This is a genomic window from Xanthomonas campestris pv. phormiicola (genome assembly GCA_025666215.1).
Classification (GTDB): domain Bacteria; phylum Pseudomonadota; class Gammaproteobacteria; order Xanthomonadales; family Xanthomonadaceae; genus Xanthomonas_A; species Xanthomonas_A campestris_A.
The window spans coordinates 4,537,950-4,558,796 of sequence record CP102593.1 but is presented as its reverse complement, the minus strand read 5'-3'; the positions used below and the strand labels follow the sequence as shown (position 1 = coordinate 4,558,796).

16 protein-coding genes are annotated in these 20,847 nt (G+C 70.3%); 9 read left to right on the top strand and 7 right to left on the bottom strand.

Features of this window, described 5'->3' with window-relative positions; translation table 11 throughout:
• Positions 1–24: 24 nt before the first annotated feature.
• From NRY95_19170 to NRY95_19150, 5 genes are all read left to right on the top strand, one after another.
• The gene (locus NRY95_19170) at positions 25–1,740 is read left to right on the top strand and encodes a glycosyltransferase family 39 protein (GenBank protein ID UYC15787.1); all 1,716 of its coding nucleotides are present in this window, start codon (positions 25–27) and stop codon (positions 1,738–1,740) included.
• 61 nt (positions 1,741–1,801) lie between these two features.
• Positions 1,802–2,833 carry a glycosyltransferase gene (locus tag NRY95_19165; protein UYC18641.1) on the top strand — a complete coding sequence of 344 codons (1,032 nt, stop codon included), beginning with the start codon at positions 1,802–1,804 and terminating at the stop codon, positions 2,831–2,833.
• Positions 2,834–2,886: 53 nt separating this feature from the next.
• The gene (locus NRY95_19160; protein UYC15786.1) at positions 2,887–4,191 is read left to right on the top strand and encodes an O-antigen ligase family protein; all 1,305 of its coding nucleotides are present in this window, start codon (positions 2,887–2,889) and stop codon (positions 4,189–4,191) included.
• A gap of 85 nt (positions 4,192–4,276) precedes the next feature.
• Positions 4,277–5,110, top strand: a complete 834-nt coding sequence (locus tag NRY95_19155; GenBank protein UYC15785.1) for a glycosyltransferase family 2 protein — start codon at positions 4,277–4,279, stop codon at positions 5,108–5,110.
• On the top strand, positions 5,110–6,144 hold the full coding sequence (locus tag NRY95_19150) for a CDP-glycerol glycerophosphotransferase family protein (GenBank protein ID UYC15784.1): 1,035 nt from the start codon (positions 5,110–5,112) through the stop codon (positions 6,142–6,144). Before NRY95_19155 ends, NRY95_19150 begins: the two co-directional genes overlap by 1 nt.
• A gap of 31 nt (positions 6,145–6,175) precedes the next feature.
• Here NRY95_19150 and NRY95_19145 read toward each other — a convergent pair whose 3' ends face one another.
• From NRY95_19145 to ribA, 3 genes are all read right to left on the bottom strand, one after another.
• Positions 6,176–7,690, bottom strand: coding sequence for a PH domain-containing protein (locus tag NRY95_19145; protein UYC15783.1), 1,515 nt, complete (start codon positions 7,688–7,690; stop codon positions 6,176–6,178).
• Positions 7,687–8,235, bottom strand: coding sequence for a PH domain-containing protein (locus tag NRY95_19140; GenBank protein UYC15782.1), 549 nt, complete (start codon positions 8,233–8,235; stop codon positions 7,687–7,689). The genes NRY95_19145 and NRY95_19140 overlap by 4 nt, the downstream gene beginning before the upstream one ends.
• 184 nt (positions 8,236–8,419) lie before the next feature.
• Positions 8,420–9,541 (bottom strand): GTP cyclohydrolase II RibA, encoded by a 1,122-nt coding sequence (ribA, locus tag NRY95_19135; protein ID UYC15781.1) that lies wholly within the window; start codon positions 9,539–9,541, stop codon positions 8,420–8,422.
• 310 nt (positions 9,542–9,851) lie between these two features.
• On the opposite strand from ribA, the gene NRY95_19130 reads away from it, so the two are divergent.
• The gene (locus NRY95_19130) at positions 9,852–10,373 is read left to right on the top strand and encodes a GNAT family N-acetyltransferase (protein ID UYC15780.1); all 522 of its coding nucleotides are present in this window, start codon (positions 9,852–9,854) and stop codon (positions 10,371–10,373) included.
• A 25-nt stretch (positions 10,374–10,398) separates the two neighbouring features.
• Here NRY95_19130 and NRY95_19125 read toward each other — a convergent pair whose 3' ends face one another.
• Positions 10,399–11,313, bottom strand: a complete 915-nt coding sequence (locus tag NRY95_19125; protein ID UYC15779.1) for a lauroyl acyltransferase — start codon at positions 11,311–11,313, stop codon at positions 10,399–10,401.
• Positions 11,314–11,505: 192 nt separating this feature from the next.
• Between NRY95_19125 and dtd the strand changes: the two genes are divergently transcribed.
• Together dtd and rpoD are read left to right on the top strand one after the other, a co-directional pair.
• Complete coding sequence (gene dtd / locus NRY95_19120) at positions 11,506–11,946, top strand: D-aminoacyl-tRNA deacylase (protein ID UYC15778.1); 441 nt, start codon at positions 11,506–11,508, stop codon at positions 11,944–11,946.
• Between the two features lie 112 nt (positions 11,947–12,058).
• Entirely contained in the window at positions 12,059–13,918 is a 1,860-nt protein-coding gene (gene rpoD, locus NRY95_19115) for an RNA polymerase sigma factor RpoD (protein ID UYC15777.1), read from the top strand.
• A 224-nt stretch (positions 13,919–14,142) separates the two neighbouring features.
• Here the strand turns inward: rpoD and NRY95_19110 are convergent, their stop codons facing one another.
• From NRY95_19110 to NRY95_19100, 3 genes are all read right to left on the bottom strand, one after another.
• Complete coding sequence (locus NRY95_19110; protein ID UYC15776.1) at positions 14,143–15,429, bottom strand: AGE family epimerase/isomerase; 1,287 nt, start codon at positions 15,427–15,429, stop codon at positions 14,143–14,145.
• A gap of 91 nt (positions 15,430–15,520) precedes the next feature.
• Positions 15,521–16,825: a sugar MFS transporter gene (locus tag NRY95_19105; GenBank protein UYC15775.1), complete on the bottom strand. Its 1,305-nt coding sequence runs from the start codon at positions 16,823–16,825 to the stop codon at positions 15,521–15,523.
• The gene (locus NRY95_19100) at positions 16,822–17,871 is read right to left on the bottom strand and encodes a LacI family DNA-binding transcriptional regulator (GenBank protein UYC15774.1); all 1,050 of its coding nucleotides are present in this window, start codon (positions 17,869–17,871) and stop codon (positions 16,822–16,824) included. The genes NRY95_19105 and NRY95_19100 overlap by 4 nt, the downstream gene beginning before the upstream one ends.
• A gap of 133 nt (positions 17,872–18,004) precedes the next feature.
• On the opposite strand from NRY95_19100, the gene NRY95_19095 reads away from it, so the two are divergent.
• Complete coding sequence (locus tag NRY95_19095; GenBank protein UYC15773.1) at positions 18,005–20,368, top strand: GH92 family glycosyl hydrolase; 2,364 nt, start codon at positions 18,005–18,007, stop codon at positions 20,366–20,368.
• The last annotated feature ends 479 nt before the right edge of the window (positions 20,369–20,847 follow it).

The window sequence follows — 20,847 nt, the reverse complement described above, 5'->3', positions numbered from 1 at the left end:
GCGGCCCCGGTATCATCCCGTCCCATGCTGAAGACCCGCGCGTCCCGAGAATTCTGGTTGCTGGCCCTGCTTGCGCTGTTGGTGCTCGGCGCCGGCCTCGGCCTGCGCGATCCGCACCCGGCCGACGAGCCGCGCTTCGCGCTGGTCGCCAAGCAGATGGTGGACAGCGGCAACTGGCTGTTCCCGCACCGCGGCACCGAGCTGTACTCGGACAAGCCGCCGATGCTGATGTGGCTGCAGGCGTCGTTCTACGAGCTGTTCGGCAACTGGCGGGTGGCGTTCCTGCTGCCGTCGCTGCTGGCCGCGCTGGGCACGCTGGCCTGCGTCTACGATCTGGGCCGGCGCCTGTGGACGCGCCGGGTCGGCATGTATGCGGCGTATGCGCTGCTGTTCGCGTTCCACTTCACCTACCAGGCGAAGAAGGCGCAGATCGATCCGCTGGTGGTGTTCTACATCACCCTGGCCAACTACGGCCTGTTGCGCCACGTGCTGCGCGGGCCCGACTGGCGGATGTGGGCGCTGGGCTGGTTCGCCGCCGGCCTGGGCACGATCACCAAGGGCGTGGGCGCGCTGGCGCTGCTGATCCTGCTGCCGGCCGCGGCGGCATCGCTGGCGCAGTGGCGCGGGGTCAGGATCGGCGCGCGCAATCCGCGCTTCTGGCTGGGGCCGCTGGCGTTCCTGGCGGCGGTGTCGATCTGGCTGCTGCCGATGGTGACCACGGCGCTGTCGGCGCACGAACCCGAATACCGCGCCTACCTCGACGACATCCTGTTCCGGCAGACCGCCGGGCGTTACACCAGGTCCTGGGATCACCCGCACGGGCCGCTGTATTTCTTCGGGGTGATGCCGAGCATGTGGCTGCCGCTGCTGCTGGCCTTGCCGTGGGCGATCCCGGCCTGGGCGCGGCGCCTGCGCCGGCGCGATCCGCGCTACCTGCTGCCGCTGGCCTGGTGGGCGCTGATCCTGCTGTTCTTCTCGATCCCCACCGGCAAGCGCGACGTCTACATCCTGCCGGCGTTGCCGATGCTGTGCCTGGCGATGGCGCCGCTGGTCCCGGGGCTGCTGCGCAAGACCGGGGTCAGGCGGCTGCTGCTGGCGTTCACCGTGGTGCTGACCGTGGCGCTGGGCGGCGTCGGCGCGGCGATCCTGGCCGGACACGGCTTCCGCGCGCAGATGATGGAGCAGCGCGGCGTCGATCTGCCGACCGTGCAGGCGCTGGCCTGGATCCTGCTGGCGATCGGCCTGTGGGGCGTGGCCAGCCTGGCGGTGTTCGCGCGGCGGCGTCCGGAGCTGGCGATGGTGTCCACGCTGAGCGTGCTGTGGGTGCTGATCGGGCTGATGGTGTATCCGCTGATCAATCTCTCCAGTTCCGCACGCGGGGTGATGGAGGCGGCCGGCCGCCGCATCGGTCCGGACGCGGAACTGGGCCTGGTGGCATGGAAGGAACAGAACCTGTTGATGGCCGATCGCGCCGCGACCACCTTCGGGTTCGTGGTGCCGTGGGACGAGCAGTTGCGCCGCGGTGTGGCCTGGCAGGCGCAGGCGCCGCAGCGGCGCTGGCTGCTGGTGCAGGAGGCGGCGATGCTGGGCTGCGTCGATCGCCGCGCCAGCACCCTGGCCGGCGTATCCAATCGCCGCAACTGGTGGCTGGTGCCGGCCGCTGCCGTGCACGGGCAATGCACGGTCACCAGCGGCGACCGCGACCGCCTGCGCGAGCAGGACAAGGACCGCTTCGAGTGAGCCGCGGCCGCGCCTCCGGTCTCGACCTCGGCGCCCTGCTGGTGGGAGGTGTGCCGTGCCGATGCGCCTGATCCGGGTCATCAGCCGCGACAACGGCGGCGGCCTGAGCCGCGACCTGCAGGTGGTCGCCGAGGTCCTGCGCAGCAGCGGCCGCTACCGGGTGGAGGTGCTTGGTTTCGGCACCGTGCGCTTCGCCAACCATCTGCGCGAACTGCGCCTGGTCCTGCGCAGCCTGTTGCGCGGCCGCGCCGACCTGCAGATCTTCCTGGAGCGGGTCTATCCGCGCTGCCTGGGCGCCGGCAGGCGCAACGCCCTGGTGCCCAATCCGGAGTGGTTCCGCCGCAAGTGGCTGCGCTGGCTGCCGCGTTTCGAGCGGGTGCTGTGCAAGACCCGGCAGGCCGAGCAGCGCTTTGCCGCGTTGGGTCCGGCGACCGCGTTCATCGGGTTCTGCAGCGACGACTGCTACCGCCCGGAGGTGCCGCGCGAGCGCGCCTGCCTGCACGTGGCCGGGCGCAGCTCGGCCAAGGGCACCGCGGTGCTGCTGCAGACCTGGGCGCGGCACCCGGAATGGCCGCGGCTGACGGTGGTGCAGAGCGCGAAGAAGTCGCGCCCGATCGAGGCCGAGAACATCGATTACCTCACCGGCTATCTGGACCAGCGCGAGTTGCGCCGGTTGCAGAACGCGCATCGCTTCCACCTGTGCCCGTCCGAGGTCGAGGGCTTCGGCCACTACATCATGGAAGCGCTGAGCGTCGGCGCGGTGGTGATCACCACCGATGGCGCGCCGATGAACGAACTGGTGACCGCCGAGCGCGGCGTGCTGATCGAGCCTGGTGACGAGCGCGAGGACAACTTCGGCGTGCGCTACCGGATCGACGCGGCCGGCATCGAACGGGCGATGGCGCAGGCGCTGGCCCTGGCGCCGATGCAATGCGATGCGCTGGGCACCGCGGCGCGAGCGTTCTTCGAGTCGCGCCAGCACGAGTTCGGCGAGCGCCTGCGGTCGGCGGTCGCCGATCTGCTCGGCGATGTGCCGCCGGCGCCCACGTCGGCGCCGGCCGAGACCGGCCGCGTGCAGGTCAGGTCGGGTTAGGGGTCGCACTTGGATCATCGCCCCCCATCGTCTTTCCGTCCGTTCTCTCCTAGATGACCGAAGAAGCCACACCGCCCCGCGCCGCACCGCCGCTGGCCGCGTTCCCGTCCCATCGCCACACGCTGGCCGATTGGGGCGCCGCGCTGGGCCTGCTGTGCCTGCCGGCGCTGGTGGTCAGCATGCCGGGCGGGCTGCTGCCGTTCGGCCTGCTGCTGTTGGCGAGCAGCCTGCTGGCGCTGGAGCGCATGCGCCGCGCGGCGGCCGGGCTGCAGCCCTCGCTGCGCTGGCTGACGGTGCTGGCGGTGTTGGTGATCGTGCTGTCGGTGTTCTCATTGCTGTACTTCGGCCAGGCGCTGAAGGACATCGACAACCGCACCCGCTTCCTGGTGCTGCCCTGGACCGCGTTGTGGGTCTACGCGCTGCGTCCGCCGCGGCAGTTGCTGTGGTGGGGCGCGCTGCTTGGCATCTTCGCCACCCTGGTGCTGGCGCTCGTGCAGGTGCTGCAGGGCCAGCCGCGTGCCGAGGGCTGGACCAATGCGATCGTGCTCGCCGACGTGGTGCTGGTGCTGATGATGGTGGCGGTGTTCTGCCGGCCGCATGGGCGCTGGCCATGGACCATCGTCGCGACCGTCGCCGGCTGCGCGACCATCCTGCTCAGCGGCAGTCGCGGCGTGTGGCTGGGCGTGCTGTTGCTGCTGGTGGCCATCGCCTTGTGCGTGCGCTGGCGCAGCGGCCGCGCGCGGCTGGTGATCCTGGGCGTGCTCACCGTGCTGGCGGCGACCCTGGTTCTGAGCGTGCCGGCGCTGACCCGGCAGACCCGCCTGGCCGAACTGCATCACGACGTGCAGCGCTACGAGCGCGGCGACAGCGATTCCTCGGCCGGGGCGCGCATCGAACGGCTGCAGGTGGCGGCCGCGACCTTCGTCGAGCATCCGCTGGTCGGGGTCGGCGTGGGCCGCTTCGACAACGCGATGCTGCGCCTGCCCGATTGCCGCAGCAAGACCTGGGTGGAGCGCTGCCACCTGGGCCATGCGCACAACGACCTGGCCGAGTGGAGCGCGACCCAGGGCCTGCCCGGCACCGTGCTGATCCTGCTGGTCTACGGTGTGCCGCTGTGGCTGCTGCTGCGCCTGTACCGGCGGCGGCCGCAGCGCGAGTTCCATGGCCCGGCCGCGGCCGGGATCATGGTGGTGGCCGGCTACATCCTGTGCGGCATGACCCAGTCGATGTTCGCGCATCAGGTCACCACCGGCTTCTACGTGGCGCTGGTCGGCGTGCTGATCGGGCTGGCGGCCTGCGATGCGCAGGCGCCGCGGGCGCGCGCCGATGCCGCTGAAGGCGCTGCCGGAAGCCGGTAGACTGCCGATCCCGCACCGCCGACCGGCACGGCGCCGTCCGCGCCGCGCCCCACGAGGTGCCCCGCTGCCCCGGATACCGAGCGCCATGGCCGACGCCGCCGCGACCACCCTGCCGCTCAGCCTGGTGGTGATGACCTACAACGAAGCCGCCAACATCGCGCGCTGTCTGGACAGCGTGCCGTTCGCCGCCGACAAGCTGGTGGTGGACTGCGGCAGCACCGACGCCACCGTGGCGATCGCCCGCGCGCACGGCGCGCGCGTGGTCGAGCAGGCCTGGCTGGGCTTCGGCGCGCAGCGCAATTTCGCCTCCACCCAGGCCGCGCACGACTGGATCCTGGTGCTGGACGCGGACGAATTCCTGTCCGACGCGCTGCGCGCGCAATGCCTGGCGCGGCTGCCGCAACTCCTGGCCGAGGATCGGCTGGACGCGGTGTGGCTGCGCCGCAGCACCTGGTACATGGGCGCGCCGATGCGCTGGTACCGGCCGATGGTCGGCGAACGCCTGGCGCGGCTGTACCACCGCGGGCGCGCGCGCTGGAGCGATGCGCGGGTGCACGAATCGCTGCGCTTCGACGGCGCCAGCGCCGAGTTCGCGCCGCCGTTCAACCACCTGCACAACCCGACCCTGGTGCACAAACAGCTGAAGGTGCTGCGCTACGCCGAACTGAAGGCGCTCGGCTGGCGCGACAAGCGCAAGCCGGTGAGAATGTGGCAGAGCCCGTTCGTGTTCGCCGGCGCCTTCCTCAAGGATTACCTGCTGCGCCTGGCGGTGCTCGATGGCTGGCGCGGCTTCGTGGTGGCGCAGACCGCGGCCAGCTACGCGCTGTACAAGCGCATGCGCTACTACGAGATGCAGGTCAACCCGGCCTCGGTGGAGCAGGCGCGGGCGCAGCTGCAACGGCACGATCTGGAGCACTGATGAGCAAGCATTACCTGCTGTACGGATCCGAACGCTATGCGCTGGCGATCCTGCGTCCGCTGCAGGCCGCGATCCGCGCGCGCGGCGACCAGGCGGCGTGGTTCTTCGACGGTCCCGGCGCCGCCGATCTGAGCGCCGACGAGCGCCACCTGGCGACCGTGGAGGACGTGCTGGCGTGGAATCCGTACGCGGTGATCACCTCCAGCAACGCGGTGCCGCACTTCTTCCCCGGGGTGAAGGTCGAGACCTTCCACGGTTTCGACGCCGGCAAGCCGCGGCACATCTACGTGCGCGGTTTCTTCGACCTGTACTGCACCACCGGCCCGCGCGACACCGCCGCGTTCGGCGCGCTGGCGCGCAAGCTCGGCCACTTCGCGGTGAAGGAAACCGGCTTCCCCAAGATCGACCCGTTCATGCGCGAGATCGGCGCCGAACTCGCGCCTGTGCGGCAACCGCCGGTGATCCTGTACCACTCTACGTTCTCGCCGTCGTGGAGCGCGGCCGGCATCCTCCACGACGAGGTCAAGCGGCTGTCGCGCAGCGGCGAGTGGCGCTGGATCGTGACCTTCCATCCGAAGATGGATCCGGAGGTGGTGGCGCGCTATCGCGCGCTGGAGAACGACTATCTGCGCTTCGCCGACAACGACAACATCCTGGAGCTGTTCCCGCAGGTGGACCTGATGTGCTCGGACACCTCCTCGGCGCTCAACGAGTTCCTGCTCACCTACAAGCCGGTGGTGACGTTCAAGAACCGGCGCCCGGGCCCGCAGCTGATCGACATCGACGACCCCGCGCAGTTCGAGCCGGCGATCCGCCGCGCGCTGGCGCGGCCGCCGCAACTGATGGCGGCGATCCGCGACTTCGCCGACGGCCTGCATCCCTACCGCGACGGCCAGTCCAGCGAGCGCGTGCTGCGCGCGATCGACGCCTTCGTCGCCGAGGGTGCGCGCAATCCCAGGCGCAAGCCCTGGAATTTCTGGCGCAAGCTGAAGATCCGCCGGCGCATCGGCTACTGGGGCCGCGGCGCGCGTTGAGCCATCGCGTGGCCGCGCGCGGCGCTTGCCGCTACCAGCGCAGCCGGCGCCGCGCCAGCGCGTGACTCAGTTGCAGATACAGCGCCTGCGCGTCGGCCGCGGGCACCAGGCGCACTCGCAACGGCGGCTCGCCATGGCGGGCGCCGGCCGTATCCAGCCACAGCGTGGCGGTGCCGCAGTAGCGGTCCAGCGGCGAACGGGTCAGCTGCAGCGCCTGCAGCTTGTCGATCTCGGCCAGCCGCCACCAGCGCGTCCACCAGCCGCCGCGCACCGCCACGTAGCGCGCGTCCAGCGCATAGCCCATGCGCTGCGTGTGGCGCCAGGCCTTGAACGCCGACCATGGCAGCCACAGCAGCGACAGTGCGGCCCAGGCGCCGACGGCCTGCCACAGTCCGGCGCACAGCAGCGGCACCAGGCATAGCGCCGGCAGGCACAACCGCCACCAGCAGCGCGTGGCGATCCCCTGCCAGTGCGGCGGCGGCCACGCGATCTGCGGCAGCAGCCGGTGCAGCAGGGCATCGCAGGCGGCCGGGGTCGCCAGCGGCGCCAATTCCTTCAGCGCACGGCCCTGCTCGCCGTGCCCATCCATCACCGCGGTGTCGATATGCAGGCTGCGCCGCCGCAGCAGGCGTTGCAGCACGCCCTCGTGCAGGGTCCAGGCCTGGATCCGGCGCCGCGCCACGCTGCTGCGCAGCCGCGTCAGCAGGCCGCGCTCCACGGTCAGCCTGCGCTCGCTCTCGCTGAGCCGGAAGCCGTGGTACTGCAGCAGCGCCAGCGCCATCGACAGCACGCGCATGATCAGCAGCAGCGTGGCCAGCATCAGCGTCACGGTGACCGCGCCGGCCATCCAGCCCAGTTGCAGGTGGCTGGCGTAGCCGAACAACTGCCGCCCGTAATGCTCGATCGCATTGGAGACCATGCGCTCGGGGAACAGGTGGTAGGTGGCGCCGAACGCGGTCACCACCACCACCATGCCGCGGTTGGAGATCAGTCCCTGGCGCAGCACCTCGGCGGTGGGCAGCGCCAGCAGCACGTCGCTGGCCGGCGCGGCGTCCACCGCCGCGGTCCCGGTCCCGGTGGCATGCGCGCGGTGGCGGATCTGCCGCTCCAGCGCCAGCGCCTGGTCCAGCCGCAGCACCCGCATCTGCGCCTCCGGCTTGGTCCCGCCGGCCGATTCCAGCCGCACCTCGGCCACGCCGAACAGCCGATGCAGCAGCGACTGGTGCACGACCACGTTGTGGATGCGCGCGAACGGGATCTCGCGCAGGCTGCGTTCCAGCCAGCCGCTGCGGATGCTCAGGCTGTCGCGGCCGATCCGGTACTGGTAGGTGAGGTAGCGCAGCAGCGACACCGCGATCAGCGCGCTGCCCACCAGCAGCATCAGCAGCTGGTCGACATGGTCGTTGCGGCCGTCGCGCCCGCCGAACACCAGCAGCGCCAGCAGCGGCAGCAGGAAATGCCGCAGGTGCTGCAGCAGCACGAACAGCCACGACCACGGATGCAGGCGCCGGACCGCGGTGTCCTCGGCGTCCAGGGCGGCGCTCACAGTGCGTCGTCGTCGTGGTCGAGCTGGTGCGCCAGGCGTTCGCGCAGGCGCTCGGCGTCGGCCTGGTGCAGGCCGGGCACGGCCACCGCGGTGTGCCGGGTGCCCGCGGTATGCACCACCAGGGTCGCCAGGCGCGCCAGGCGTTCCAGCGGGCCGCGGCGCAGGTCCAGGTGCTGCACGCGCGAGATCGGGACATGCACTTCGCTCTGCCACAACCGCCCGCGGCGCAGGTCCAGGCCCTGCGCGTTCAGCCGCCAGCGGATCCGGCGATGGCGTACGAAGCCGATGCACGCACCGAACAGCGCGCCGAGCGCCGCGGCGCCGGCACCGATGAGCAAGGCCTGGCGGCTGTGCAACGAGAAACCGAAGATGGCCGCGCCGATCAGCACGCACAGGCCCAGGATGCAGCCGCCGCCGAGCGCGGCCAGCCAGGCGCCGCGCAGCGGCAGCGGCAGCCAGCCGTCCGCAGGCGCGAACGCGCTGGCGGCCTGGGGGGCGGCGCCAAGCGCGGCGGCGGAAGGGTCCAGGGACGGCGGTGCGGTCACGGTGGGCTCTCGAAGCGATGGGCGGGCACTGCGCACGCGCGCCGCGTAGGTCCCGATCGTAACGCGGGCGGCACCCGGCGTGCTTCGCGCGCGGGCGCGAGGCTTCTGGAGGCCCCATCCACAGCACGCCCGGTCGTTCGGCGTGCGCCGCTGTCGCCGTCGCCGATGCTAACGCCGTCGCGGCTCAGCGCGCGGCGTGTAGCAGTGCGTCCACGTCCAGCGCATGGCCGGCACGGGCGGCCTTGGTGCGCAGATAGCCCTCGTTCTCGGCGGTGATCGCGCCGGTGATCGGGATGCGTTCGACCACCTCGATGCCGGCCGCGCGCAGGCGCTCGGCCTTGGAGGGATTGTTGGTCAGCAGGCGCACGCGCTGGATGCCGAGCCCGCGCAGCATCGCCACCGCGCTGCCGTAGCGGCGCTCGTCGGCGCCGAAGCCCAGTTGCGCATCGGCGTCGATGGTGTCCAGCCCGTCGTGCTGATAACCGTAGGCGCGCATCTTGGTGGCGATGCCGGTGCCGCGGCCTTCCTGGTCCAGGTACAGCAGCACGCCGCCGCCGAGGTCCTTGAGCTTGGCCAGGCCATGCCGCAGCTGGTCGCCGCAGTCGCACTTCAGCGAGCCGAACAGGTCGCCGGTGAGGCAGGAGGAATGCACCCGCAGCGGCACCGGCACGGACAGGTCGGGCTGGCCGATCACGATCGCGACCTGGTCGCGCTGCGCCACGCCGCCGCGGAACACCACGAATTCGCTGCTGCCCAGCTCGCGCAGCGGCACCTGGGTGCGGGTCACCAGTTCGTAGCTGCCGGCGGTGGTGGTCGCGCAGCCGTGTTCCAGGTCGTCCAGCTGCAGCGACTGGCAACCCTGGAAGGCGCTGCTGTCCGCGCCCAGGTCCACCGCGATCATCGCCGGCAACAGCAGGCCCAGGCGCGCGATCTCCACCGCGCCGGCATCCAGCGCATCGCCCGGCAGCCAGTGCGCCGGCAGCGCGCCGTCGCGCAGGTAGGCCAGCGCCGCCAGCGTGTCGTAGGACTGGCCGGCCAGGGCGATGCGCGCGCCCTGCGGCGCGGCCAGGCCCAGCACCTGCGCGCGGGTCGGGGTCAGGAACAGGTAATGCCGTTGCGCCGCCGCCTGGGCGAAGCTCAGGTAGGACTGCGCAGTGCTGCTGTCCAGCGCCAGCACCGCGCGCGCCTGGCCATGGTGCTCGATGACCACCGGGCGGCCGGCGCGCAGCTCCGAGGCCGCGCGCTCGCTGCGGATTGCGGCGGGATCGCCGAAGGGGTGCGCGGAGGGGGGGGCGGGGCTGGTCATGCACGACTCCAAATGGGGATATCCGGCGCCGCTTCAAGGCTGGTCGGCGACGGCGCACCCCGGTCGCGGCGCATGGAAGCGGGTGGGGCGGCGCGTCCGGGCGGCCATTGTCGCGTGGTTTGGCCGCGCCGCCAGCCTGCGCAAGATGGAACGCACTGTGCGCCGCGACGGCAGGCGGCGCATGCAACCGCCCACCTGTGCGCGGTCACTCACCCGGTCGCGGCCGCGACCGCCCGGCAGCCGGGGGCGGGCATGTTCAAGGGCGGGCGATTCATTTCTACTACGCAGGACCCGTTTCCAGGAGCCGCGCATGCATCTCGTCGAATGCACCGAACACCGCCACGCCACCGCGATCCTGGAGATATTCAACGAGGCCATCGCGCATTCCACCGCCCTGTACGACTACCGGCCGCGTCCGCCGGAGAGCATGGCCGGCTGGTTCGCGGCCAAGCGTGCCGGCGGTTTCCCGGTGATCGGGGTCGAGGATGCGGCCGGGACCCTGCTCGGCTTCGCCAGCTACGGCACGTTCCGCGCCTGGCCGGCGTTCAAGTACAGCGTCGAGCATTCGGTCTACGTGCACCGCGACCATCGCGGCAAGGGCCTGGGGCGGCGCCTGCTGCTGGCCCTGGTCGAGGCGGCGCAGGCACGCGGCGTGCACGTGCTGGTGGGCGGCATCGACGCCAGCAACGCCGGCAGCATCGCGCTGCACGAGCAATTGGGGTTCGTGCATGCCGGCACCGTGCGCGAGGCCGGCTTCAAGTTCGGGCGCTGGCTGGATCTGGCCTTCTACCAGCGCATCCTCGCCACGCCGGCGGACCCGCACGACGACTAGCCGCTGCGCGGGAGGCGCGACACCGCTAGTGCGGGTGCCTGGCCGTGGCGTAGGGGTTGGCTTCGGCCGGATCCGGACGCAGCGTGTAGCGCTTGTAGGTCCACTGGTACTGCGCCGGGTCGCGGCGCGCCACCCGTTCCACGCCCTCGTTCAACGCGGTCGCGGCGCGCAGCGGATCCGGGTCGGCGATCGCGGCCGGCGCAGGCTGCACGTGCAGCGCGAATTCCAGTGCGTTGCCGACGCGCTCGCACCAGGCGAACAGCACGATCGCGCCGGTGCGTTCGGCCAGCCGGTTGACCAGGGTCATGGTCAGCGCCGGCACGCCGAAGAACGGCGCGAACACGCCGTCGCCGGCCTTGGGCTGCTGGTCCGGCAGGATGCCGACCGCACCGCCGTCCTTGAGCACCTTGAACAGCTGCCGCACTGCCGGACCCTCGGCGCGCACCTGGCGCACGTTGTCGCCGCTGCGCACCAGCTGCAGGAAGGCGTCGCCGACGTCTGACGCCGGCGCGCGGTAGACGATGGCGATGTCCCCGCGCGAGGCCAGCCACTGGTTGAGCAGCTCCCAGTTGCCGAAGTGCGGCGCGGCCACGATCACCCCGCGGCCGGAGGCCAGCGCGGCGTCGTACAGGTCCTGTCCATTGCGCTGGCGCAGCCGCGCCAGGTTCTGCGCCGGCGGCCGGGTCCACAGCACCAGGGTCTCGAACGCCTGCCGCGCGGTGGAGCGCAGCACGTCGCGGTGCAGCGCGATGCGCTCGCTCGGCAGCAGCTCCGGATAGGCCAGCTCCAGGTTGCGGCGGGTGACCCGGCTTTCGCGCGCGTCCAGGCGCAGCCACAGGCCGGCCAGGCCGTCGGCCAGGCGCCGCAGCCACGGCCAGGGCAGACGCGCCACGGCGGTGGCGCAGCGGTACAGCAGAGTCGCAAACGTTACGGGTTTCATCGCCCCAGTTTATCCGCTGCGCCGATCGCGTCAGGTTGACGCGTCCGCACCCGCCCGCCCCGGCGTCACGAATCGGCCCGGTCGCGCACGGCCCGGCTTTCGCCAGTCGCTGCAATTCGGCCATGATCCCGGCGGGTGACAGCGCCCCACCGAACCCGGATGCTTCCGAGTCCCGAGTCCCGAGTCCCGCCTATGCTCTCCCTGATCCAGCGCGTCAGCCAAGCCGAAGTCCGCGTCGACGATGCGGTGGTCGGCCGTATCGGTCCCGGCCTGCTGGCGCTGGTCGCGGTGGAGCCGGGCGACGACGAGGCCAAGTTCCAGCGCATGGCCGAGCGCCTGCTCGGCTATCGCGTGTTCGCCGACGCCAGCGGGCGCATGAACCGCTCGCTGCGCGACACCGGCGGCGGCCTGTTGCTGGTCAGCCAGTTCACCCTGGCTGCGGACACCGGTTCGGGGATGCGCCCCAGCTTCACCACCGCCGCGCCGCCGGCCGAGGCTGAACGCGGCTTCAACCGATTGCTGGACATCTGCCGCGAGCGGCACCCGCCAGGGGTGGAAAGCGGGCGCTTCGGTGCCCATATGATCGTCAGCCTGGTCAACGACGGCCCGGTCACTTTCCTGCTCCGGCCTTAAGCCGGGGCGCTCCTGGCGGAGCGATTCACGCTCCTTGTCCGGCAAGCGGCGGTCCGGGCTGTTATAATGCTAGGTTCACTCATTCATCTACCTGCCGGTGGCGCGAGCACTCATGGCCAACGAACGTCCTGCCCAGCAATCCGACATCAAGCTACTGATCAGCAAGGGCCTGGAACAGGGCTATCTGACCTACGCCGAAGTCAATGACCATCTGCCCGACGACCTGGTCGATCCGGAGCAGATCGAAGACATCATCAGCATGATCAACGGCATGGGCATCGACGTCCATGAAGTCGCTCCCGACGCCGAGACCCTGCTGCTCAACGACGGCAACACCGGCAACCGCGAAGTCGACGACACCGCGGCAGAAGAAGCCGCCGCGGCGCTGACCGCGCTCGACACCGAAGGTGGCCGTACCACCGACCCGGTGCGCATGTACATGCGCGAGATGGGCACGGTCGAGCTGCTGACCCGCGAAGGCGAAATCGCCATCGCCAAGCGCATCGAGGAAGGCCTCAGCCAGGTCCAGGCCGCGCTGGGCGCGTTCCCGCTGGCGGTGGAGACCCTGCTCGAGGACTACGAACAGCACAAGGAAGGCAAGAAGCGCCTGGCCGAGATCGTGGTCGGCTTCAACGACCTGATCGAGGAAGAGCCGGTGCCGCCGGCGGTGGTCGCCAGCGACGACGATGCCGCCGATGCCGATGCCGACGACGACGACGAGGAAGTCGAAGCCGCCGAGGAAGAGGCCGGCCCGACCGGTCCGGACCCGGCCGAGGTCGCGCGGCGCATGGAGGTGCTGGCCACCGAATACGCCAAGTTCAAGAAGGCGCACGCCAAGAACGGCGCCGAGCACAAGCTGGTCACCAAGCTGCGCACCGACATCGCCGAGGTGTTCGTCACCTTGAAGCTGCCGCTGCCGCTGACCGACGTGCTGGTGCGCAAGCTGCGCGACACCATGGCCCAGGTCAAGGACCACGAGCGTCGCGTGCTGCACCTGGCCACGCACGTGGCGCGGATGCCGCGCAAGGACTTCATCCGTTCCTGGGAAGGCAACCAGACCAACGTGGCCTGGGTCGACGACGCCCTGAAGCGCAAGCAGAAGTGGTCCTCGGCGCTGCGCGACGTCAAGGACCAGATCGTCGCCGAGCAGGAAGCCACCGTGGCGGTGGAGCAGGCGACCTACCTGAGCCTGACCGAGCTGAAGGAAATCAGCCGGGCGATGGCCTATGGCGAAGCCAAGGCGCGCAAGGCCAAGAAGGAAATGGTCGAGGCCAACCTGCGCCTGGTGATCTCGATCGCCAAGAAGTACACCAACCGCGGCCTGCAGTTCCTCGACCTGATCCAGGAAGGCAACATCGGCCTGATGAAGGCGGTGGACAAGTTCGAATACCGTCGCGGCTACAAGTTCTCCACGTATGCGACCTGGTGGATCCGCCAGGCCATCACCCGTTCGATCGCCGACCAGGCGCGCACCATCCGCATCCCGGTGCACATGATCGAGACGATCAACAAGTTGAACCGCATTTCCCGGCAGATGCTCCAGCAGTACGGCCGCGAGGCCACGCCGGAGGAGCTGGCCAAGGAAATGGACATGCCGGAGGACAAGATCCGCAAGGTGATGAAGATCGCCAAGGAGCCGATCTCGATGGAAACCCCGATCGGCGACGACGAGGATTCGCATCTGGGCGACTTCATCGAGGACACCAACGTGGAGTCCCCGATCGAGAACACCACCAACATCAACCTGTCCGAGACCGTGCGCGACGTGCTCGCCGGGTTGACCCCGCGCGAGGCCAAGGTGCTGCGCATGCGCTTCGGCATCGACATGAACACCGACCACACCCTCGAGGAAGTCGGCAAGCAGTTCGATGTCACCCGCGAGCGCATCCGCCAGATAGAGGCCAAGGCGTTGCGCAAGCTGCGTCACCCGAGCCGTTCCGAGCAGCTGCGCAGCTTCCTCGATATCGACTGATCGAGCGCGGTTCGCGGCAACGAAAAGCCCCGCCAGGTGCGGGGCTTTTTTGTGGGCGTGGCGTTGGTGATGTTGCGCATGGTGGCGGTGCATGCCGCAGCCATGCGCTGTCATGTCAGCAGTCAGCCACCCCTTGTGGGAGCGACTTCAGTCGCGACGGGCATTCCCAGTAAAGCCTCGTCGCGACTGAAGTCGCTCCCACAGTGCATCTCCGCGCTATCCGCCTACGCGAACGCCTTGCTGCCGCGCATCACCGCCAGCACGTCGTGGCAGGCGCCCATGGTGTGGTAGTCGGTCTTGCCGGCCGGGCTCTTCTCGTCGCTGTAGCTGCGGTTGTCGCGGCTGAGGATGCGGAACCAGGCGCCGTAGCGGTGGTCGACCAGGTGCTCCCACGAATACGCCCACAGCCTGTCGTAGGCGCTGCGGTAGGACGCATCGCCGCTGGCGGCCAGCAGCCGCGCGGCGGCGGCGATCGCTTCGGCCTGCACCCAGAAATACTTGTCGTCGTCGCAGAAGTAGGTCGGGTGGCGCGCCACGTCGGGCACGCCGACCACCGGCGCGTCCTCGCTGCCGGAGGCGAAGCCATAGACGATGCCGCCGTATTGCGCGTCCCAGCCGTGCGCCAGCGCGGTGTCGAACAGGTGGCGGGCGGTCCGCAGCAGCCAGTCCGGCGCGCTGCCCTCGGCGGCCTGCAGATGCCCTTGCAGCAGCACCAGCAGCTTCGACCACTCCACCTGGTGGCCGGGCTGGAAGCCCCATGGCCGGAACAGGTGCTTGGGATTGTCGCGGTTGTAGTCCCAGTCCACCTGCCAGTTCGCATCGTAGTGCTCCCACACCAGGCCGCCGGCCAGCGCGGCCTGGCGGCGGGTGATGTGGTCGGCGAGCAGCAGCGCGCGCTGCAGGTAGCGCGGTTCGGTGTTGGCCTCGTAGGCGGCGATCAGCGCCTCGCACAGGTGCATGTTGGCGTTCTGCCCGCGGTAGCTGGAGAACTGCCACTCCGGCGTGGCCTCGTCGCGGTACAGGCCGGCGGCGGCGTCCCAGTAGCGGGTTTCCAGCAGCTGCCAGGTCTCGTCCATCCACGCGTCGGTGTCGAGGCCGGCCTTCTTCGCGGTGGAATAGGCCAGCAGCACGAAGGCGGCGCCGTAGGCGTGCTGGGTGCGGTCCTCGGCGACGCCGTCGCGCAGGGTCCACACGTAGCCGCCGCTGGCGGTATCGCGGTGCACCTCGCGCAGGTAGCGCAGGCCGTGGCGCGCGGCGTCCAGGTACTCGGCGGCCAGCGGCGAATCGGCGAATTCGTTCGCCGCCATCGCGTAGTTGAAGACGAAGCGGGTGCTGCTGACCAGGTGGCGGTGGCCGGCGTCGTACACGCTTCCGTCGTCGCGGAAATAGTGGAAGAAGCCGCCGGCCGGATCGATCGCGCGCGGATGGTAGAAGGCCATGGTGTCGGCGATATGCGCGCGCAGCACGGCGGCATCGGCGAAGTCGGGCAGGGGCGTGGCAGGCAGGTTCATGCGGTCGCTGGGAGCCATGTGAGTGGGGGAAGGGGAGGGACGGGCACGCGCAGGGCGCGGCGGCAACGCGCCGCCGCGCCCGTTTCGCGCATCAATGCATCGCGCGCGCCACCGGCTTGGCGCCCGGCGCCTCGGCCGGCAGGTTGGCCGACAGCCGCGAGCCGCGCAGGCCGTACCAGAGGATGTAGGCGTAGCACAGCAGCGGGATCACGAAGGCGTGCTGGATGCCGACCACGTCGGCCAATGCGCCCTGCGCCAGCGGCACCAGCGCGCCACCGACGATGCCCATGATCAGCAGGCTCGAGGCCTTGCTGGTCAGCGGGCCCAGGCGTTCGATGGCCACGGTGAAGATGGTCGGGAACATGATCGAGTTGAACAGGCCGATCGCGATCACGCTCCACATCGCCACGTGGCCGGTGCTGATCATGGTCACGATCAGCAGCAGCGAGGCGACGCCGGCGAACGCGGCCAGCAGCTTGCGCGCCGGGATCACCTGCAGCAGCGCGGCGCCGGCGAAGCGGCCGACCATCGCGCCGCCCCAGTAGAACGCCAGGTAGCGGCTGGCGGTGGCTTCGGTCAGGCCGCCGGTGGTCGGGCCGGAGATGTAGTTGATCAGGAAGCTGCCGATCGACACTTCCGCGCCGACGTACATGAAGATCGCCACCACGCCCCACAGCAGGTGCGACTGGCGCAGCGCATCGCCGAAGCTGTGATGCGATTCGGCGCTGCCGGCATCGTCTTCGCGCAGCGAGGGAATGCGCATCACCAGCACGAACACCGCCAGCAGTAACAGGCCGCCGGCCAGCAGCAGGTACGGCACCTGCACCGATTGCGCCTGCGCGCCGCGATAGGCCGCCTGTTCGAGCGCGCTCATCGCCGCGATCTTGTCGGCCGACAGCACCGCGGTGGCCAGGATCAGTGGGCCGATCAGCAGCGGGAACACGGTGGTGCCCAGCGAATTCAGCGCCTGCGCGAAGTTCAGCCGGCTCGGCGCCTTGCTCGGTTCGCCGATCAGGCTGATGTACGGATTGGCCGCCACCTGCAGCAGGGTGATGCCGCTGGCCAGCACGAACAGCGCGGTCAGGAACAGCGGATACGACGGCAGCCGCGCCGCCGGATAGAACATCGCCGCGCCGATCGCCGCGACCACCAGGCCGATCACGATGCTGGCCTTGTAGCCGGTCCGCGCCACCACCGCACCGGCCGGCAGCGACATCAGGAAGTACGCGCCGAAGAAGGTGAACTGGATCAGCATCGACTGCGCGTAGTTCATCTGGAACACGGCTTTCAGATGCGGGATCAGCACATCGTTGAGGCTGGTCAACCCGCCCCAGGTGAAGAAGATCATGCTGACCACCGCGATGGCGGCAGTGTTGGACAGCGGACGACGGCTCATGCAGCGACTCCGGGAACGGACGATAGGACGACCCGGCTGCTGGCGCGCAGGCACAGCCGGGACGGGGCGATGGTAAGCGCAGGCAGTGACCGTTGCTGGCGCAGCGCGTCCAGCACCAGCTGCGCGGCCTGCATGCCGCGTTCGCGCGGGGCGACCGCGACGGTGGACAGCGGCGGGGTGGCGACGGCGGCTTCGGCGATGTCGTCGAAGCCGATCAGCGCATAGTCGCGGCCGGCGTGGCGGCCGCGTTCGGCCAGGCCGCTGGCCAGGCCCAGCGCGACCACGTCGTTGTAGCAGACCAGCGCGGTCGGCAAGGGATCGCGCACGCACAGCGCGCCGGCCTGGCGCGCGGCGTCCAGCCGGGTCGGCGCGCATTCGATCAGCCACGCCGGATCGGCGGCGATGCCGGCGGCGGCCAGCGCGTCGCAGTAGCCGGCGCGGCGTTCGGCGCAGGAACTGGACTGGCGGTGGCCGCCGAAGAACGCGATCGCGCGGTGGCCCAGCGCCAGCAAGTGCTCGGTGGCCAGGCGTGCGCCGCGGCGGTTGTCCAGCGCCAGCAGCGGCCAGTCGCCGTCCAGCGCGCGGTTGAACAGCAGCACCGGCAGCCGCGTGCCGAGCAACTGGCGCAGCCGTGCCGCGTCGGTGTTCTCGGTCGGCGACAGGATCAGCGCCGCCGGCTGGTGTTCGATCAGCGAGGCCAGCACGCTGTGCTGGCGCTCCGGCGATTCGCCGGTGCTGCCCATCAGCATCACGTAGCCGGCCTCGGCCAGCGCCGCGTCCACGCCGCCGGCGAATTCGGCGAAGAACGGATTGGCCAGGTCGTTGACCACCAGCGCCACCGCATTGGAGGCGCGCCCGCGCAGGCTGGCCGCGCCGCGGTGGTAGACGTAGCCCTGCCGCGCGATCTCCGCCGCCACCCGCGCGCGCGTGTCCGCATGCACCAGCGGGCTGTTGCGCAGCACCAGCGACACGGTCGCCCGCGACACGCCGCAGGCGGCGGCGATGTCGGACACGGTGACGCGTTTGTCGGCGGGGGACGACGGCACGGCGATTAGACCGGTTCAAAAGGCCGCCCATCCTGCGCCGTCGTGATCCGCTACGCATTTTGCAGTGCAGCAAAATGCAGGACGGCTTTTGTGGTATCCGTTTCTTGGACCGATTCGACCGGGGAAACAGGCAATGCCCAACACCTGGACTCAGCGCGCGGCCGTCGCGCTGCTGCTCGCCGCCGTCTGGCCGGCGGCGCACGCCGCCACCAAGCAGGCCCTGGCCAGTGCCGCCAGCCCCGGTGAGCGCGCCGTCGCCGCGGTGGACCCGTTCATCGGCACCGGCGGCGAAGGCCATACCTATCCCGGCGCCACGGTGCCGTTCGGCATGGTCCAGCTGAGCCCGGACACGCGCATCCAGCCGCGCAAGGACGCCTACGGCTGGGCCGCCGGCTACCGCTACGACGACCGCAGCCTGGTCGGCTTCTCGCACACCCACTTCTCCGGCACCGGCCATTCCGACCTAGGCGACGTGCTGCTGATGCCGATCAGCGGCGCGGTGCGGCTGGAGCGCGGCGATCCGGACACACCCGGCAGCGGCTACAGCTCGCGCTTCCGCCACGACGACGAACGCGCCGAGCCCGGCTACTACGCGGTGACCCTGGACGACTACAAGGTGCGCGCCGAACTCACCGCCAGCGCGCGCGCCGGCGTGCACCGCTACACCTTCCCCATGGGCCAGCCGGCGCACGTGCTGCTGGACCTGCGCACCAGCCTGTACGACTACCCGGGCAAGATCAGCTGGTCGCGGCTGCGCGTGCGCGCCGACGGTACCGTCACCGGCTTCCGCGAAACCCGTGGCTGGGCGCCGGGGCGGCAGCTGTACTTCGCGCTGCGCTTCTCGCAGCCGCTGCGCGGCCATGCCTTGCACAACACCGAGCAGGACATCCCCTACAAGGGCTTTCCGCCACCGGGCGACAACGATCCGGCGCAGCGCGCGCAGATCGAAGGCCGCCAGCTGGTGGCCAGCTTCGACTTCGGCCAGGCCACGCGCGAGCCGCTGCTGGTGAAGGTGTCGATCTCGCCGGTCAGCGAGGACAGCGCCATCGCCAACCTCGACGCCGAGGTGCCGGGCTGGAACTTCGACGGCGTGCGCCGCGCCGCGCGCGCGCAGTGGGCGCAGGCCTTGGGTGCCGTGGAAGTGGACGCGCCGCCGCCGCAGCGCACCCAGTTCTACACCGCGCTGTACCACAGCCTGCTCGGCCCGACCCTGTTCATGGACAGCGACGGCCGCTATCGCGGGCCGGACAACGCCGTGCACCAGGCCACGGGCTACACCAACTATTCGACGTTCTCGCTGTGGGATACCTACCGCGCGCTGCATCCGTTGCTGACCCTGGTGCAGCCGCCACAGCGCACCAACGACATCGTCAATTCGCTGCTCGCGCACCGCAAGAACAGCCCGTACGGCGTGCTGCCGGTGTGGTCGTTCCAGGGCCTGGAGACCTGGTGCATGATCGGCTACCACGCCGTGCCGGTGATCGCCGATGCCTACATGAAGGGCATCCGCGGCTACGACACCAGCGCCGCGCTGGAGGCCATGGTCGCCAGCGCCGACTACGGCCCGTACGACGGCATCGCCCAGTACCGCGAACTGGGCTACGTGCCGATCGACGAGGAAGGCGAGGCCGCGTCCAAGACCCTGGAGTACGCGTTCGACGACTGGACCATCGCACGCATGGCGCAGGCGATGGGGCGCAGCGAGGTGGCCAGCGAATTCGGCAAGCGCGCCGGCAACTGGCAGCACGCCTTCGACGCCAGCACTGGCTTCATGCGTGCGCGCAAGCGCGACGGCAGCTTCCGCGAACCGTTCGATCCCAGCGCCAGCGGCTACGGCAGCGACTACACCGAAGGCAACGCCTGGCAGTATTCCTGGTACGTGCCGCAGGACGTGGCCGGCCTGGCCCGCGCGCACGGCGGCGAAGACAAACTGCTGGCACGGCTGGACCAGGTGTTCGAGGCCAAGGTCGATCCCAAGGTGTTCGAACACATGGAAGACATCACCGGGCTGATCGGCTGGTACGCGCACGGCAACGAACCCAGCCACCACGTCGCCTATCTGTATGCGTACGCCGGGCAGCCGTGGCGCACCCAGGCGCGGCTGCAGCAGATCATGCGCAGCCAGTACGCGGCGCGTCCCGACGGCCTGGCCGGCAACGACGACCTGGGGCAGATGTCGGCGTGGTATGTGTTCACCGCGCTGGGCTTCTACCCGGTGGCGCCCGCCAGCAACCAGTACATCATCGGCCGCCCGTTCCTGCCGCACGCCACCCTGGCGCTGCCCAACGGCAAGCGCTTCAGTATCGTCGCCGACGGCCTGGACGACGCGCATCCCTACATCGGCAGCGTCACCCTCAACGGCCGCCCGCTGGACCGCGCGTTCCTGCGCCACGAGGAGATCATGGCCGGCGGCGAGCTGCGCTTCACCCTGCAGGCGGAGCCGAACACGGCGTGGGCCGCGGGTGGGGCCGAGCGCGCGTATTCGATGAGCGAATAGAGCGAGCGCTGTAGCGTCGCGGCAGCGGTTGCCGCGACGCCGAGCTGCCCGAAACATGGCGGCAATCGGCGTCACGCCAGCGTCTTCGCGCTTAGCGAAGATGCCCACCCGCGTCTGCAAGCCGTCGTAAGCGCGTGAACGGACGATGACGTCAAGGCGTCGGCAGCGCTGCGCCCGCAGTGAAGATTCCTGCGCAAACCCCGCGCCGCGGAGCCGCGCGCGCTGCGCACGGCCGCTTGGCGAGCGTCCGCGGCCAGCCGGCGTATGCGTTTATTTAATGCCATGAACACATTCCATTGGCATCCCCTGTGGTCTTGTGGGGCCAGTCGCATGGCATCGAGCGGCATTGGCGCCCCGGCGTCGAATCCGATTGCGGATGCGGCACATCGTGCAGGTGCATTCCGTCTCCGTCTTGTGCGACGGCCGATCCGTGCCGCCGATGGCGATCGCTGCGGTCTGGATCGTGCACTCCTCATTAC

Coding starts and splice junctions, on each gene's coding strand:
- NRY95_19170 (UYC15787.1), top strand. CDS start 25: ATGCTGAAGACCCGCGCGTCCCGAGAATTCTGGTTGCTGGCCCTGCTT.
- NRY95_19165 (UYC18641.1), top strand. CDS start 1,802: ATGCGCCTGATCCGGGTCATCAGCCGCGACAACGGCGGCGGCCTGAGC.
- NRY95_19160 (UYC15786.1), top strand. CDS start 2,887: ATGACCGAAGAAGCCACACCGCCCCGCGCCGCACCGCCGCTGGCCGCG.
- NRY95_19155 (UYC15785.1), top strand. CDS start 4,277: ATGGCCGACGCCGCCGCGACCACCCTGCCGCTCAGCCTGGTGGTGATG.
- NRY95_19150 (UYC15784.1), top strand. CDS start 5,110: ATGAGCAAGCATTACCTGCTGTACGGATCCGAACGCTATGCGCTGGCG.
- ribA (UYC15781.1), bottom strand. CDS start 9,541: ATGACCAGCCCCGCCCCCCCCTCCGCGCACCCCTTCGGCGATCCCGCC.
- NRY95_19130 (UYC15780.1), top strand. CDS start 9,852: ATGCATCTCGTCGAATGCACCGAACACCGCCACGCCACCGCGATCCTG.
- NRY95_19125 (UYC15779.1), bottom strand. CDS start 11,313: ATGAAACCCGTAACGTTTGCGACTCTGCTGTACCGCTGCGCCACCGCC.
- dtd (UYC15778.1), top strand. CDS start 11,506: ATGCTCTCCCTGATCCAGCGCGTCAGCCAAGCCGAAGTCCGCGTCGAC.
- rpoD (UYC15777.1), top strand. CDS start 12,059: ATGGCCAACGAACGTCCTGCCCAGCAATCCGACATCAAGCTACTGATC.
- NRY95_19110 (UYC15776.1), bottom strand. CDS start 15,429: ATGAACCTGCCTGCCACGCCCCTGCCCGACTTCGCCGATGCCGCCGTG.
- NRY95_19105 (UYC15775.1), bottom strand. CDS start 16,825: ATGAGCCGTCGTCCGCTGTCCAACACTGCCGCCATCGCGGTGGTCAGC.
- NRY95_19095 (UYC15773.1), top strand. CDS start 18,005: ATGCCCAACACCTGGACTCAGCGCGCGGCCGTCGCGCTGCTGCTCGCC.